Source organism: Polaromonas sp., assembly GCF_016185115.1.
In the GTDB taxonomy this organism is placed as follows: Bacteria; Pseudomonadota; Gammaproteobacteria; order Burkholderiales; family Burkholderiaceae_C; genus Polaromonas.
Genome location: NZ_JACPOF010000015.1, coordinates 20930 through 36072, shown reverse-complemented (window position 1 = coordinate 36072; position 15143 = coordinate 20930). Strand labels below are relative to the sequence as shown.

Annotated in this window: 14 protein-coding genes; all 14 read right to left on the bottom strand. The window is 51.8% G+C overall.

Annotated elements, in window-relative coordinates; genetic code table 11:
* Positions 1-239: 239 nt before the first annotated feature.
* Complete coding sequence (locus HYX42_RS06655; protein WP_293401142.1) at positions 240-1619, bottom strand: hypothetical protein; 1380 nt, start codon at positions 1617-1619, stop codon at positions 240-242.
* A 353-nt stretch (positions 1620-1972) separates the two neighbouring features.
* On the bottom strand, positions 1973-2827 hold the full coding sequence (locus tag HYX42_RS06650) for a glycosyltransferase family A protein (RefSeq protein WP_293401140.1): 855 nt from the start codon (positions 2825-2827) through the stop codon (positions 1973-1975).
* An 11-nt stretch (positions 2828-2838) separates the two neighbouring features.
* A complete protein-coding gene (locus tag HYX42_RS06645; RefSeq protein ID WP_293401138.1) occupies positions 2839-3603 on the bottom strand; it encodes a CmcI family methyltransferase in 765 nt (254 codons plus the stop codon).
* Between the two features lie 160 nt (positions 3604-3763).
* Positions 3764-4534 carry a glucose-1-phosphate cytidylyltransferase gene (gene rfbF / locus HYX42_RS06640; RefSeq protein WP_293401136.1) on the bottom strand — a complete coding sequence of 257 codons (771 nt, stop codon included), beginning with the start codon at positions 4532-4534 and terminating at the stop codon, positions 3764-3766.
* A complete protein-coding gene (locus HYX42_RS06635) occupies positions 4531-6024 on the bottom strand; it encodes a hypothetical protein (protein WP_293401134.1) in 1494 nt (497 codons plus the stop codon). Before HYX42_RS06635 ends, rfbF begins: the two co-directional genes overlap by 4 nt.
* An 87-nt stretch (positions 6025-6111) precedes the next feature.
* Positions 6112-6855, bottom strand: a complete 744-nt coding sequence (locus HYX42_RS06630; protein WP_293401132.1) for an acylneuraminate cytidylyltransferase family protein — start codon at positions 6853-6855, stop codon at positions 6112-6114.
* A gap of 103 nt (positions 6856-6958) precedes the next feature.
* On the bottom strand, positions 6959-7597 hold the full coding sequence (locus HYX42_RS06625) for a class I SAM-dependent methyltransferase (RefSeq protein ID WP_293401130.1): 639 nt from the start codon (positions 7595-7597) through the stop codon (positions 6959-6961).
* 98 nt (positions 7598-7695) lie between these two features.
* The gene (locus HYX42_RS06620; RefSeq protein WP_293401128.1) at positions 7696-8682 is read right to left on the bottom strand and encodes an NAD(P)-dependent oxidoreductase; all 987 of its coding nucleotides are present in this window, start codon (positions 8680-8682) and stop codon (positions 7696-7698) included.
* A gap of 8 nt (positions 8683-8690) precedes the next feature.
* On the bottom strand, positions 8691-9851 hold the full coding sequence (gene neuC, locus HYX42_RS06615) for a UDP-N-acetylglucosamine 2-epimerase (RefSeq protein WP_293401126.1): 1161 nt from the start codon (positions 9849-9851) through the stop codon (positions 8691-8693).
* Positions 9848-10882: an N-acetylneuraminate synthase family protein gene (locus HYX42_RS06610; protein WP_293401124.1), complete on the bottom strand. Its 1035-nt coding sequence runs from the start codon at positions 10880-10882 to the stop codon at positions 9848-9850. Before HYX42_RS06610 ends, neuC begins: the two co-directional genes overlap by 4 nt.
* Entirely contained in the window at positions 10882-12033 is a 1152-nt protein-coding gene (locus HYX42_RS06605; protein ID WP_293401122.1) for an NAD-dependent epimerase/dehydratase family protein, read from the bottom strand. The genes HYX42_RS06610 and HYX42_RS06605 overlap by 1 nt, the downstream gene beginning before the upstream one ends.
* A complete protein-coding gene (locus tag HYX42_RS06600; RefSeq protein WP_293401120.1) occupies positions 12021-13148 on the bottom strand; it encodes an SDR family NAD(P)-dependent oxidoreductase in 1128 nt (375 codons plus the stop codon). Before HYX42_RS06600 ends, HYX42_RS06605 begins: the two co-directional genes overlap by 13 nt.
* Positions 13149-13163: 15 nt before the next feature.
* Complete coding sequence (locus tag HYX42_RS06595) at positions 13164-14120, bottom strand: Gfo/Idh/MocA family oxidoreductase (protein WP_293401118.1); 957 nt, start codon at positions 14118-14120, stop codon at positions 13164-13166.
* An 8-nt stretch (positions 14121-14128) separates the two neighbouring features.
* The gene (locus HYX42_RS06590) at positions 14129-15094 is read right to left on the bottom strand and encodes a hypothetical protein (RefSeq protein ID WP_293401117.1); all 966 of its coding nucleotides are present in this window, start codon (positions 15092-15094) and stop codon (positions 14129-14131) included.
* Positions 15095-15143 lie beyond the last annotated feature (49 nt).

Genomic DNA, 15143 nt, shown 5'->3' with positions numbered 1-15143 from the left:
AGCGCGGCAACTTTCGCCAAACCGCCCGGACGGGTCCATCACAGAAGGGGGGCGTAGGAAAACCGGCCGGGCAAGCAGGCAGGTACGGGATTCCAGCGAAAAATAAAACGGGAAAAGTTCTCAAGACTTTTATAAAGGAAAAGGCCGGCTGGCCTGTGGGGATGCCGGCCCTCAGAAGGTGTCCCCGCCTCGAAGACCGGCTCACGATTGTATCCGCCATGCCTGCGGCTCCGGCGCCCTCAGACGGCACGCCCTGGCCGCGACCAGCGCCCCGCCAGGGCGCTCAAAGCCAGCCCGATGGTGGCGGTCAGGAAGCCGTAGCGCATGCGCTGCAGGGTCCCCATGTTGGGAACAAGATAGACGTGAATCACCGTCAGCAAGGTGCAAAACCCCAGCACAAACCAGAACTCGGACTTGCGGCGGTAATCCCACAGGGCCAGCGGTAAAAACAACAGCGCCGCATAGACAGCCAGCATTTCGACACTGATGACGCGCCGCATGACGGTATTGGCGGGAATGCTGCCCTCTGCCACCCAGGCATCAGGGAAAGGCGCCAGAAACCCAATCTGCAATGCCCGCGGCAAATACCCAACAAGGTTGCAGACGGTGCCCGGCACAAAATCCGGGTCCATGTTGCTCCTGGCGTTTTTGTAGCTGTTGCCGGAGAGGTAGAAATCGCGCATGGCCGCGATGGTGCTTGAAAGTTTGTCCGCACTCGCATTCGCGCCCCGCTCCAGCAGGCAGTACCCCGGCATGTAGGGCATGACGGTCTCACGCGCGACCACGTCACCCTTCCAGCTTTCAACCCTGTAGTCCGATGGTTTGGCGAGCACCACGAGCACAGGAATCATCACGAACACAAACGCCGCAAGAAAAGCGCGTTTGGCCTGCAGCGTACCCAGGCGCCACCAGAATGCCGCGAGCAGCAGCCCGGCCACGGTTGTGACGATGGCAACCGCCTGCATCAGGATCATGATGTGCGGCCGCACCAGCCACACCAGGAACAGCCCAAGTGCCAGCGGAAGAAACAGCGCGGCATAGGCTGGCATGGCAGACGACCAGAAAGCCGGGCGAAAGGCCTGCATCCAGCCGAGTGCGCACAGCAGCATGCCCAGGGCAAAAATGCCGTCCTTGTGGATTTGGGCGTACCAGATCGCAGCAGACGGAAACAGCAGGAAAGGCAAAGCGGCGACCACCGAGGCCATCCTGTTCTGCGAAACCAGGTAAGCGATCAGGTAAATCACCATGCCCCCAGCGGCATGCACAAGCGCATTCAGGGGTACGAGCATGTAGGGCTCAGGCGTCACGAACACGTACAAAGCCGCAGCGATGCCGGTTGGCGCGTTGCCTGCCGGGCGAAGCTCCCAGACAGACCAGCCCTCTTTCCGGATGCGTTCGGCCAACTCGACGGCCGTGAGGTTCATGCCTGCCGAATCGCCACCCACAAGCATGCCGTGCCCCGCATGAAGATGCGGAAAGAAATGCGGCAGGAGAACCAGTTGCACAGCCCAGGCGACAGCACAGGTCCCAAGAAAGGCTGCGACCAGCAAAAGCCACGGCGTCAGTTGCAGCCACGGCTTGCCTTCAATATTAAGCTGATCCTGGAATCTTGACGTCATGGGGTCCTAAGGTCTTGGGTTCTGCGGGGCTGGGACCGGGATGCGCCCGCCGACAAATGCCGCTGGCGGTGATTCTCCCGCGCTTTCTGAGGTGCCTGAATCTCCGTTTACCGCAGGGATGTCAAAGACACTCATGTAAGGTCAACTTTACATGCGGACCTTTTGAAAGCGTTTTACGCGTCGCAATGGGTGTCCGCAGATGAGTTTGGAGCCATTTTTAACCCCTAAAAACGGCTGCAAACCAATAGAAATGCACGCGAGCAGCTATTAAATATATAGCAATTATCGTACTGGACAACGGCTAGTTTTGGGGACCGCACGATACCGAACAAATCGGATAGTTGTGTCCGGCGTCAAGGCCACCTGAGTCTGCGCCCCAAAAACCCGGGCAAATTGCGTGCCTGTTTTGATATTACAAGCCAAGCGCCATATAGTCCGGCAAACAAGCCCCCCACACCTGCAGAAGAAATGTAACTCGCCCTGATCAAGCCCAAAACGCCAGCAACGATATTAAAGCGCGCCGCGTAGTCTTGGTATTGAACACGCTGCAGATTAGTTTTGGGAACCTCATGGTAAAAAAACCTCGGGCCGGGCACATATTTGAACGTCCCGATGAACGCAGCCCCAATCATTACTGGGAGGTCTGGCCACCAAGCATTCCCCGCAAAGGGAATACTTTTCAAACTTGACGTCCTCCATACACCATAGATATGGAAACATTGCGTGAACGCAGCCTTTTTCATACGTCTCCTCCACTGAAGCTCCTCAGTGGCAAAGTCATAGTCCCGCAACGTGCCCTGCTCGTTACCAGGAGATGTGATTAAGAGGTCACCAAATGTCAGCACTGCCTCAGAATCTGCCTCCAAAGCATGAACCAACCGTTCGATGTAGTCGGGGCTGTGAAAATCGTCATGCGCAGCCCAAAGAAAGTAAACGCCTTTGGCTTGATCGAGAACAAACCTGAAATTGTCGAAAGCCTTGATAGGTTCGCGCTGGCGAATGTAGACAATACGCCGATCCAGCTTGCAATACCTGGCCATCGTTTCGGCTGTTTGGTCGTCTGACCCGTTGTCAGATACCACTATCTCGAGGTTCCGGTACGACTGCCCCAAGATGGAGTCCAATGCGTGAGCGAGAAACTCCCCGCCGTTGCGAACTGGAATGCCTACGGTTACAAGGGCCAGCATTTTTCCCAATTGCTGCGACATTTCGAATGCTTTTAAAGGCGCCGCAGATATGCCGATGGCCAGTAGGTAATGTTCTCGCTCAGCGCGCTCTCGTTGAACGCCCAAGCGGGTTGTTCAATCAAGAATTCCGGATGATCTTTGACAAAGTCCTTAGCCGCGTTGGCAGGATGATCTTCGTCCCAAGTCGGCGTGCCCCTAGGTACGTCGAAAGTATCAGCCATGACACCGTCAGTTGCAACGATATAGGAACCAGGTGTAACGATATCGTGATACGCAATCAGCTCATTCAAGACGTGACGGCGAGAATGGTCGGAGTCCAGCAACACAAGGACTTTTTCTCCAGGCTTGATGTGAGCCTTGACCTGGGACACTATTACCGGATCAATAGAGCTACCCTCGACCAAAGTGATCAGAGAGGTGAGCGAATGCGCCTCGATTTCCTTTCGGTTGTGAGCTCGAATATCGATGTCAATTCCGATGACGCGGCCCTTACCCATCGCTTTAAAAATGCTCGCATAGAAGATCAAAGATCCACCATGAGCCACACCAGTTTCAACAATCACATCCGGCTGTACGCTGTAAATGACCTCCTGAATGCGGATCAGGTCCTCCGGCAACTGAATGACAGGCCGTCCAAACCAAGTGAATGTGTAGGAATACTTTTCGTTCCAACCTACCTTGACCCATTGCCTAGATAGCTGCTCAAAGGCCTCTTTGGAGTAGAGATCCAGTTCGTGCGTCCCGCTTTCATCCAGAATGGTTAATTTTTTATTGTCTGTGTCGATGGTCAGCTTCATGCACTAATCCGTTTAGATTAAAAATTCGCAAACTGCCTATAGGTTTCGCAAAGCAGTCGAGGGCAAAGAGAACGCTTCGCTAGCAAAGTCAGCGAAGCATTCTATCAACCGCTCCGGAACGCCATCGCTCAATAAAGCGTTACTCATTCACGCAACCTGATTATTTCCAAACCTTCCAAGGAGCGGATCCACTATTCCAGAGTTCCTCAAGGAGCGTCTTGTCACGCAGAGTGTCCATAGGCTGCCAAAAACCACTGTGCTTATACGCCGACAACTGACCCTCACGCGCAAGCCTCTCAAGTGGCTCGCGCTCCCAAGTTGTGGTGTTGTCCGTGATGTAATCGATGACTTTCGGTGAAAGCACAAAGTAGCCGCCATTGATGGACGCACCATCACCCTGGGGTTTCTCCTGAAAGCCCGTAATCTTGCCGTGGGCGATGTCCAGAGCACCGAATCGCCCAGGGGGTTGCACCGAGGTCACCGTTGCGAGCGTCCCCTGCTCTTTGTGGAATTTAATCAGCTTGCCCACGTCAACATCGGCCACACCATCCCCATAGGTAAAGCAGAAGTCTTCGTCGCCCAGATAGGCCGCCACCCGTTTCATGCGCCCCCCGGTCATGGTGTCTTGCCCGGTATCAACCAGGGTGACTTTCCAGGGCTCAGCGCTGGCCTGATGTACTTCCATCTTGTTGTTGGCCATGTCGAAAGTTACATCAGACATGTGCAGGAAGTAATTGGCGAAGTATTCCTTGATCAGGTAACCCTTGTAGCCGAGGCACACCACAAAATCATTGACGCCATGGCATGAATAGGTTTTCATGATGTGCCACAGGATAGGCATGCCACCGATTTCCACCATGGGCTTTGGTTTCAAAACGGTTTCTTCACTTAAACGGGTGCCCAGGCCACCGGCCAGAATGACTGCTTTCATCGTTTGTCCTTTTCACTTTTATTTTCAAGAGAAACTGGACTAATCCCTAGTTCGCTAGCTAACGCACGACCCCATTGCTCTGAATTTTGCGGTAGCGGGAAATAGGGGATCAGTCCATCAAGATATGAGATAAGGAAGCGGTGCAACCGCTCCTCCCTGTTAGTTTGATTTTTGTAGTCGCTGTCAACGAGAATCTTCGCCAAAACTTCGGGCAGGTCCTGCACATTGCGCACTAGATAGAGCAAATCCGAGAAGTCAAAAAAAGTTCGCCCCAGTACAACGGCTGGCTTGTCGAATATCAAAGCCTCCATCGCCACAGTGCCGGTCACCGCGATAACAGCGTCCACTCGCTGGATGATTTGCTTCGCGGGCGCATCGCAAAACATCACGTTGTACAAACCCGCCATGTGTTTGTATTGCCAAGCGGGGCGGTTGCCACGCCCCCATGGGTGCTCCTTTACGACAAGCGTGAATCCGAGTGGCATTGATTTTGACAAATTCTCAACCAAAGCCACCTGATTGGCATACCAGATGCCTTGCGCCAAAGTCGTCTGTTCAGGCTGAAAGTGAAGGGCATAAAAAACACTGTTACGAGGGATTTCGTCAACTGAAATTGGGCCATAGACTCCCCGCGTCATTCGTTTTCTCACCGCACGCAGGATGTTCGCAGAGACTTTCCTCAGCGGGTCAAACTTTGTGTAATGAATATTTTTATCGAGCATCGCATTTTCGCGAAGATAGGGCAAGATGCGCTTCAAATTGGGCGTAATCGCCTTGCGGCCACTCGACTTCCCTTTAGATGTATTGGCATGAAAGGACGTTAATCCAACAACACCGCGAATCACTTTTATCAGAGAAGCAACACGGGTCAATTCAAAGGGAGACAGCGTCAAGCCCTCTCGTGCCGAGAAGGCTTTCATCATGCGACGACACTCCAGAAACTCGGAGTTACCAAAAAACCCGCCCTCGGTGCCTGGTTCAAGCAGTGTTGCGGGCCTAATAGCAAACACCGGGACCGCGTGGTGTTGGGCAACCTTGACAGCAATCAGCGAGAGTAGCGTATCGGCAGTTTGACATATCACAGCGTCGGAATCGACAACTATCCCTTCAAAATATCGAACAAGAGCTACGACAAGCTGTTGAACATAGATATTCGACTCTCGGCGATCCCCTGCAGCGCCAAGCAACATTGAATAGTCGGTAAAGGCACGCTCCACAGCCACTACTTCAGACCAATTCACTTCACGGTATTCACGCAGCAAACGATCTACATCGGCAGAACCCGCAACAGGTGTACTTTTGACATAACTTTCAAAACTAGAAATCTGGCTATTGCACATCCCAAGCTCGGACGGAATGTCGCGCTCGCCATCAATCCAGACCGAGAAGTGCGACCTGACACCGAATTCGTTGTTGAGAGCCCGTGCCATCCCAGCATAAAAAGACAGTACTTGACGCCCACCTTGATTGCCTATGAAAGCTACTTTCATGGTTTTTAGCCTAAGATTGTCACGACCGCCGGCCGATTTGAGTACGGGCGCTCAGTGTTCATATGTTGTGAAATATTCCAGACCCCATCAGTCATTCAGCGTAAACGACCCTCGCCTAACAAGATAGTCCGCATAATCCAGGTCGTCCGCAGTATCCACATCCAGCGCGTAGATTCTCGGTATTACCACAGGAAAAGAAACATCCCCAAAGCAATCCTGACCCGCAAGCAATGAGCGACTACGCGTTACAACGATGTTGCCAAAAACATAGTGCTTCGGTTTTCGCTGCTTGTTGTAGGCGCTGCGCCGTTCCTCCAAAAAACGAAAATGAACACCCTCATCATCGATAACCCGCTGGTTAAAAGCATGGTTGTTGTGTAGCACTGGACACACGGTCTGAACGGAATCGGCAGAAGGCTGACTAATTAAAAGTTGAACGCAACGATCAATATGCTCCGCGAGCACAAATGGAGACGTCGGTTGAAGTAAGGCAACCATTCCAGGGATGCGTCCAAATCTACGCCCCAGCGTTTCAAGCACATTGACAACGACATCCGCGACAGGCGTATCGTCTTCACCCAGACTGGTTGGCCGGTCCAAAACTTCAACGCCCCCGGCAATACACACGTCGGCAATAGCCTGATGGTCTGTAGAACAATAAATCCCATCCAAGGAATCGGATTTCAATCCAGCGGAGATAACATAACCTATCAGGGGCCTATCGCCCACCAAGGCAATATTCTTCATGGGGATACTTTTTGAGCCTCCTCTTGCGGGAATAAGCCCTATTGCGCTTCCCTCATCGATTTGAACGCCGGATAACCAATTCATTAACTTGACTTTTTTAATGTGGGGTTCAATAGCAAAGATTCACGACCGATTAAATCAATCTTCTCATCTAGCAACGCGAAATGCGAACGTATCGGCCCAAAAGCTATCGAACAAACTCATGCGACAGCGTGAACGGGTGACGCCTCAACCGAAAACCTGCCCGCTCAAGATATGGACGAGAGAATCTCGCTGTAGATTCTCGCCCATCAAACACGACAAGGCAGGACGGGGCCAAATGCGGAAGCAAGTCCACAATGTCACAAGAAATTTTTGATCCCACCTTGTCATGATCAGGTCCATCGATATGGACAAGCTCGTAAGGCAATGTTGGAAGCCCCACATATCGTGCGGCTCTTACGCCGTATTGTTCAGTCGCTTCGGTATTCACCTGAACTAGGTCCATGTCCGACATCAGAGTGGGTGGTATTGTTTCGCGGTGATGCGCAAGCCACTCTGCACTTTCTTCGACGGCCAGAAATCTGCGTGCACCTCCATATTTTTTAGCTCCAAGCGCGATGACAGCGCTGCTTTGCCCCGCACCGAGTTCAAGAATAAACTTTGGTTTTCTAGCTATCACATGTGAGTAAAGCGCAATAAAGTCGGCAGAGCTGACGCCGGTAGAACGCGCGGAACGGAAGCTGGCGATTAAATCGGCAAGATCGCGATACACCAGCAACTTGATGCTGTATATCAGCCCGAGCAGTTCAAGGCCTCCAGAAATCGCCTTTAGCCTTATTCCCATTTTTATTCCCTATTTCTATTAACTGAACCTGAGCTGTGCAATGCAAATTACATCTTAGAGTGCCCTAACAATAGGTCCATTCAATTTTCTAATTATCCCTAGGTGCAGTTGTCGGGGACTATGCCCTTGAGATGATTCAACGCCATATCGATGGCGTGAGCCTCTGTAAGGCGCCACGCATCAACAGTGGAACCGCCAATGTGAGGCGTCAAAATGAGGTTGTCGTGATGACGGGCATATGTCAAAACTGGATGCGTAGCAAATTGATCCGCGAAACCGGGTGAAAACTCATCTTCAAAAACATCGAGGGCTGCTCCCGCCAAGCGACCGCTTCTCAATGCACCCAGCAAAGCATCCCAATCGAGCAATTCACCGCGGGCTGTATTGACCAAATAAGCGCCAAATTTGAAATTGGCAAGCACCTCCTCATTAAACATTCCCTCCGTCTCTTTTTCATGAGGTACATGAATAGTCACCACATCGCTGACGGCAACGAGCGCTTCAAGGGTATCAATACGCTGTGCACCTTCCGACGAGAACGATACGAACGGATCGTAATATCGAACCGTCATCCCAAAAGTCCTCCCATAGCGAGCAACCAGCGTGCCAAGGCGACCATGACCGACCACTCCTAGACTCATTCGCGATAGCATGGCTGACGCACCGAACGGACGACGATCCCACTTGCCGGATAGCACCGATGCGTGTGCCGGGAGAATATTACGCGTGAGAGCGATGATCAGACCCCACGTTAATTCAGCGGTGGGAGTGACCGCTTGTAGAAACTCTTGTGCAAACTTTAAACAAGCAACACCAATGCCCCTCGAGTTTGCGTAGTCCACATCAATGTGCGGATGACCTGTCGTATTGGAAACAATAACCTTGAGTCGGGGACAGCAGTCCATTTTTTTTCTGTCAACCATATAGCCGAGTGGTGCAAACAGCACCTCAACTATACCCAACAACGATGCGGTGTCGTCGGCCGGCGAATCCAGAATCCTCAAATCGAACTCTGACGCCAAACGAAGTAGATTTGTCGACTGATATTGGAGAATTCGGTAATATATTGCGACGGGCTTAGTCACGACGGATATCAATAGGTTACTGTTTTTTGAATTTGGAACTCAACAGACTTCAAGACATCCACGATCCTGTCTGCAGCGTAGCCGTCCCCATAAATGTCGTCTGACGCATACCGGCCATGTGCCAGTTGGTCTCGGACGGCCTTCACAATCTCATGCCGGTCATAACTAACATCGGTAACATTCTCACCGCGCTGGCGACCAAATTGTCTCGATCCGATATTCACGCTTGGTGTTCCCAAAAATGCGGATTCACGAATACCGCTGGAGGAGTTACCCAGCAAGCAAGCAGCGTTTTTCATCAGAGGCGCAAAAAGTTCGATCGGTAAACTCTTGAAGAAATGAATATTGTCCGGCTTGTCGCTCTCACGAAACATCCTTATTCCTTTATTGATCCCGTCTGAGCCAGCATCCATATTGGGCATCACCCAGACTGTGGGCATGTTCAATTCCTGCAGTGCAGCAATCGTTTCACGGATATGTTCGAGGTTTGCGTCATATTCCGTTGTTACTGGATGCTGAGTCAAAAGCAAATATTTACCCGGGTCCAGATTGATCAGGGAACCCATTCCATAGTCGTGCATATAGCGTCGAACAGGATCGAGATCAGCAAGATCCAATTGGCGGATGACATCCATACTGGTGCCACCAACAGGGAAAATGACCGCAGGATTCTCTCCCATACGTGCAATGCGCGCAGCCGCCTCTTTTGAGGACGGGAAATGCAGATGCGCCAATTTGGTGATTGAGTGTCGAATACTTTCGTCAATGGATCCGGAAACCTCACCACCTTCGACGTGCGCCACCACAATGTTCATGTACGCGGCTGCCATTGCTATCGGAAGGCATTCAAATCGATCAGCGATAACTAACACCACGTCTGGCTTCAAGTCCTCAAAGGCAGTAGCAAATTCGGCGACAGCCAAGCCAGCAGATTTAGCCATCGTGACAAGGTTTTCGCCTTCAACAACGAAATGAATAGTTCGCGAAACAGGCAAATTCTGGTCCGCGATGGTATTCAGAATGCGCCCATATTTCTCAAGAACTACCATCCCACCCAATATCAATTGCAGTTCCAAATCGGGAGACGCCTGGATTGCAGAAATCACAGATTTCATCTTGGCATAGTTGCCGCGCGTTGTGATGACAACGCATATTTTTCTCTTGGTCACGCAAATTGTTCCCACTTGATAGCTTGATCTTTCGCTATGTCTTCAACGGCTACGCGTCCGACAACCTTGTTGACGTCTGAAGGAGAGATACCGTTACCAGGTCGCTTTGCCACCAGATCACTTTCTCGAATCGCTTCGCCTTTACGGATATCCCTGGTCGGTACCAAACTCTTGCTTGCCCATATCAGACTTTCGCGCTCCGCATCGGTAGGTCCGCTGGTCCTTACTCCCAACGCTGCCTCGATCTCACGAAGCTGTTGTACGAATTGGGCGAGGTCATGTGGACCACATGAGACTTTCCAGTCCTGTGCATCAGGCACATTGAAGTCCAGACTAATATGCTTTTCGATAATCCGTGAGCCCAAAGCGACTGCTGCAAGCGGCAGGTGAAACCCTTGAGTGTGGTCAGAGTAGCCCGTCACTAATCCAAACCTCGCACGAATTAGCGTTATGTTCCCCAAGGCCGCCTCAAGTGGGGGGGTGGGATACCGCGTGACGCAATGCAAAACTGCGACATCACGATTGTCGGTCTGCCTAACAACTTCAATTGCCTGCTCTATTTGGTCCAGCGTGTACATACCCACTGAAAAAATAAGCGGCTTGCCCAGAGAAGCAATGGCTCGCAGATAGGGCAAATTACCGACCTCTCCTGACCCAACCTTATATAGTGGAACGTTTAGGGAAGTCAAAAAATCCAACGATGGATAGTCATGCGCAGTCGCAAAAAAGGTGATCGCCTTTTCTTTGCAATATTGCTGAATACGTTCAAACGCCTCATAGGGAAGTTGTCGTGAACGTAAACGCCGACGCCATTCGGGAAGTGTTTTGGCAATCAACTCATCTACATCGAAAATCTGAAACTTTACGGCATCTGCACCCGCATCTACCGCCATATCGACCAAGCGATAGGCCTTCTCTTCGCTACCGAAATGCGCAACCCCTGCTTCCGCGATAACGTATGCTGGGTGACCATCGCCTACTGGCTTTCCGTCGAGAAGAAAGCTCTGGGAGAAGGGCATTTTTTGTTGCACTATCGACTCCACTGTACCCGCGGCAAGACTTTGCGCGGATGTATGCCATCGCGATATCTCAACACGACACGCAGCAACTCCTCCATTCTTTCGTCCGTCAGGAAATGAGGCTTTAAACCTAGATCCATCAGGCCACTATGAGTGGGGTTGTAATAGTGATCTTCGGCCTCTTTACGCGGATTGACGAGGTTTTGAACTTTGACATTCAACCCCATGCCGTTGCCTACACGTTGCACTATTTCAGCGAGTTGGTTTACTGAGAACTGCTCAGTAAACTGGTTTAACACGCGCAACTTTCCTGCCCCAGGTGGATTGAGCATGGCAAGTTCTATGCATTGAAGTGTGTCCAGCAAATTGAGATACCCGCGCGTCTGCCCGCCCTTGCCGTACACCGTCAGGGGTATGCCCGCCACAGCCTGAGTTATGAAGCGATTGACGACAGTACCGAAAATATCATCGTAATGAAAATTAGGGAACAGGCGGTCATCTAGCGTCGATTCAGGTGTGTGGAGTCCATACACCGGCCCCTGCATTAGATCCGTTACTTGCAAACCAAAAGTCCGCACGTAAAACCATAACAAATCCGTATCTAGCACTTTAGTAGTGTGATATAGACTGCCAGCTTGCCGAGGAAACAAGAACTTGTCCTTGCGACCTTTGTGCTCAATCTCGAGCCATCCTTCTTCGATATCTATATTAGGGGTGCCGTACTCTCCCATAGTCCCCAATTTGACAATGTGGCAATCGGGAGCCACCTCCATTACGGCCCAAATTACATTGAAAGTCACAGAAAGGTTATTTTGCAAAGTGAGTCTTGCAGCGCCAAAATTCATCATCGAATATGGCGCAGAAGGCTGTTCCGCATAATGAATGAGTACGTCGGGTTTGACTTGTTTGACTACAGATAAAAGGACGTAATAGTCGGCGCAATCACCTATGACCATTTGGATGTCGCGACCGGAGATCTCTTTAAACGCTCTAACTCGCTCTTGGAGATTGGGGGTGGCCATCAGAGCCTCAGAGTCAGTTTCTATTGCAATTCGCCGCCTTAAATAATTATCAACCACGGTAACCTCGTGGCCTTTGGCGGCAAAAGACATGGCGGTCGGCCATCCGAGATAGCCGTCACCGCCGAGGATTAAAACTCGCATGCTGACTCCTCCAGAACACCATGAGTCATCAAATATTCCGCCAACTCCTGACGACCTAGCGCTGGCTCGATAGACGAGTTGTATGGATTGGTGACCTTATCGGAAACCACATCTCCATATTCGTAACTGATGCTGCGATATGCTCCTTTGAATGCAGGGAGAACGGCAAAATACCTGTCTAGCTCCACGGTGCGACGCACCTCTTCTTCATTCATTAATTCTTCATACATTTTTTCACCCGCCTTGACTCCTACAACGCGGAGCTCAATATCCTCGGCGCGGCGTCCATAAACCGGCGCAAGCTTTTCGATTAGCACCGAAGCCAAATCGGCGATGCGGGCAACTGGCATTTTGGTGACAAAAACCTCCCCCCCCCTAGCCATAAACGTCGACTCAATCACCAAGGAAACGGCTTCTTTCAAAGTCATGACAAATCGGGTCATCTCAGGGTCGGTCAATGTTACTGGCAGTCCCTGCTGAATCTGCCGCCGAAAAAGCGGTACAACAGAGCCGCGCGAACCTAAAATATTTCCAAAGCGCGTGGAGGCAAAGATGGTTCCCTTCCCGTCTCTTCCATGAGCATGTGCGGCAGTGACCAAACGCTCGCCCATTAACTTTGTGGTGCCCATCACGTTTGTAGGATTTACCGCCTTATCCGACGAAGTGAATAGCAGGCGTTTGACTTGATTCGCCTCGGCAGCGTCAATTACATTCATGATTCCTACAACGTTGGTGGCGACAGCATCGCGCGGTGAACGTTCACACAAAATCACGTGCTTCAGGGCTGCGGCGTGAAGCACTATGTCCACGCCACGAAACAAGCGCTTCAAATTATCCCCATCTCGCATGTCACAAAGCAGCACCTCCACATGCGGCTGCGCCGCAAATGTCTGGCTAAGGAAAAAGAGTTCGGTTTCGTTATTGTCAATGCCGACAATACGCTCACAACCCATGACGCTCAGCTGTTTAAGTAATTCATGTCCCACCGTGCCGCAGACTCCTGTTATCAGTACGGTCTGACCACTCCATTGCCCACTACTACTCATAAATTGCCTGTTCGTTTGAAGCGCTAAATGCTTTGAGCCTGCATCTGTCAAAAGGACAGCGTTTATCATTTTAAGGGACTTGTCCTACATCTCATAGCCAGCCATCCTGTGAGCAAGCGCGATGAGCTCAACCGCAGCGTCCAGCGTCACCAGGCCAGCCGATAAATCGCCCCTCAGGAAGGCACGGTTCTGGCCGTACACGCCTGGCTTGAATTGCAGGTCCATTTCGTCACCTATATCGACCGGCTCCATCGTAAATTGCCCCCTCCGCATGACGAACAGCTTTTCCATTGGCCGAAAAACATAACGGGTGGACGGCGTCATCCACTCAAAACCCCACCGGCCGGGAGATTGCCAATTGGCGTGATATGCGAATGGCACGCCGTTCAGGGTTTCACCCGATCCAACAAAAACGCCGCCCGCAGCGTGCCACGACAAAGGCGCGGAGCGGTGATAGTGGCTTTTCGCCGTGTCCGGCAGGCCCACAGCATGAAATGCAGTGTCAATGACGTGCATGCTGTTAGCAAGCAGCCATCGCTCCCTGACTTCTTGTGCGTGCCCTTTGGGTCCGGCCGGATCGGCTACGACCTCGTTGAATTCAAACACCACGCTTTCAATGCGCTCAGACGAAGCCTCTATAAGCGAAAGAGCAGTGAGCACTGAGGCATAAAACCGGCGGTTGTACCCGACAAAGATCCGAGCACCTGCCTTGTCAGCGGCTTGCAGAAGTTGATGGCCTTCCACCAGTGTGAGTGCAGCAGGCTTTTCAAGCAGGATATGCCGCACACCCGACGCCAATACCCGCAGCGCAATCGACACAAGCGTGTGCACGGGTGACGCAATAAAGACATGAGTTGCGCCGAAGTCCGCAAGCGCTTCATCGAGGCTGCCCCCCAACATTTGGGCACCAGCCTCTTCGACAGCCGCACGCCGGCGATCACTGGGAGCCCAGGCAGCCAAAGCGTCGGGGGCGAGCGCAACCAGCACCTGCAAATGGGCAATGCCCATTTTTCCCGCGCCAATAACAAGACAGCGTTTCATGGCGGTGATCAGGTAAAACGGTACGGCGGCTTAGCGCCACCGGCGCGAAGAATTCTGTCGAGCAGGCGGTGAGTTTCCAGCGCGTTAGCGAGTTTAGACAGCTGTAGTCGATCAGTCGCCCACAACCCGGTGACATGATCCATGGTTGGCAACTCCAGCTTGCCCTCCTCAATCACTTCGTAGTCCGCACCGTAGCGAAAATTGGGAAGCGTGCTGTCAGGCTTTCGCCGAGACAGCTTCCATACCTTGCCTCCATATTCAACTTGAGCCATGAAATGGGCTCCACGAACCGTCATTATCACGTTGGCGCTGCTACCCGCCTCCAGACTGGCCAGGAGTTTTCCGCGCGCACCTTGAAGCACAAAATCGCCCCCAAAATCCTCAAACTGCGGACCACGGCCGCTGGCTACAGACTCACTTGAAAGCCTTGCCCATGCCACTTCAGGCATTTCATCTGTCGACAGTGCCAGAAAGGTATCCAGATAATGAATACCCATACATCCGAGTCCGATAGCCCCCCCATTTAAGGTCACGGAAAAATTGACTTCCTCTGCGCACAGCGCGGCAAGACTTTTAATGTGAGGCCATGTCCTGCGGATGAAGTTGACTTGTGTACGGCTTTCAATCTTGTGCGAAACTGCGACAGTCATAAAACCCTCGAATTCACCTGGGTCCGCCGCGACCGGCTTTTCGAGGAGAAATTTTCCGGCGCTTGCCAGCGACAGGAAGCTGCGGAAATTGTTAAGGCGGTCAGTTACGGTTTCAGAAAAGATGGCAACGTCGTAATATCCGGTTGGCCCTTGAACCGCCGTCAAGGCATGCACCGGCAACCCGCCCTTCAGCAACTCAGCACACGAAGTTTCGAACGCGGCAGGATTTGGGTCTGCGGCAGAGACGGCAAATCCCGCACGAACCAAGCCGACAAGATGGCGGCGTCCCATAGTCCCCAAAGCAGAAAGGTAAGCAGTTCGCACTAAAAATTATTTCTTGAATTGACAGTAAGTAACTATTGTCAAGATATAA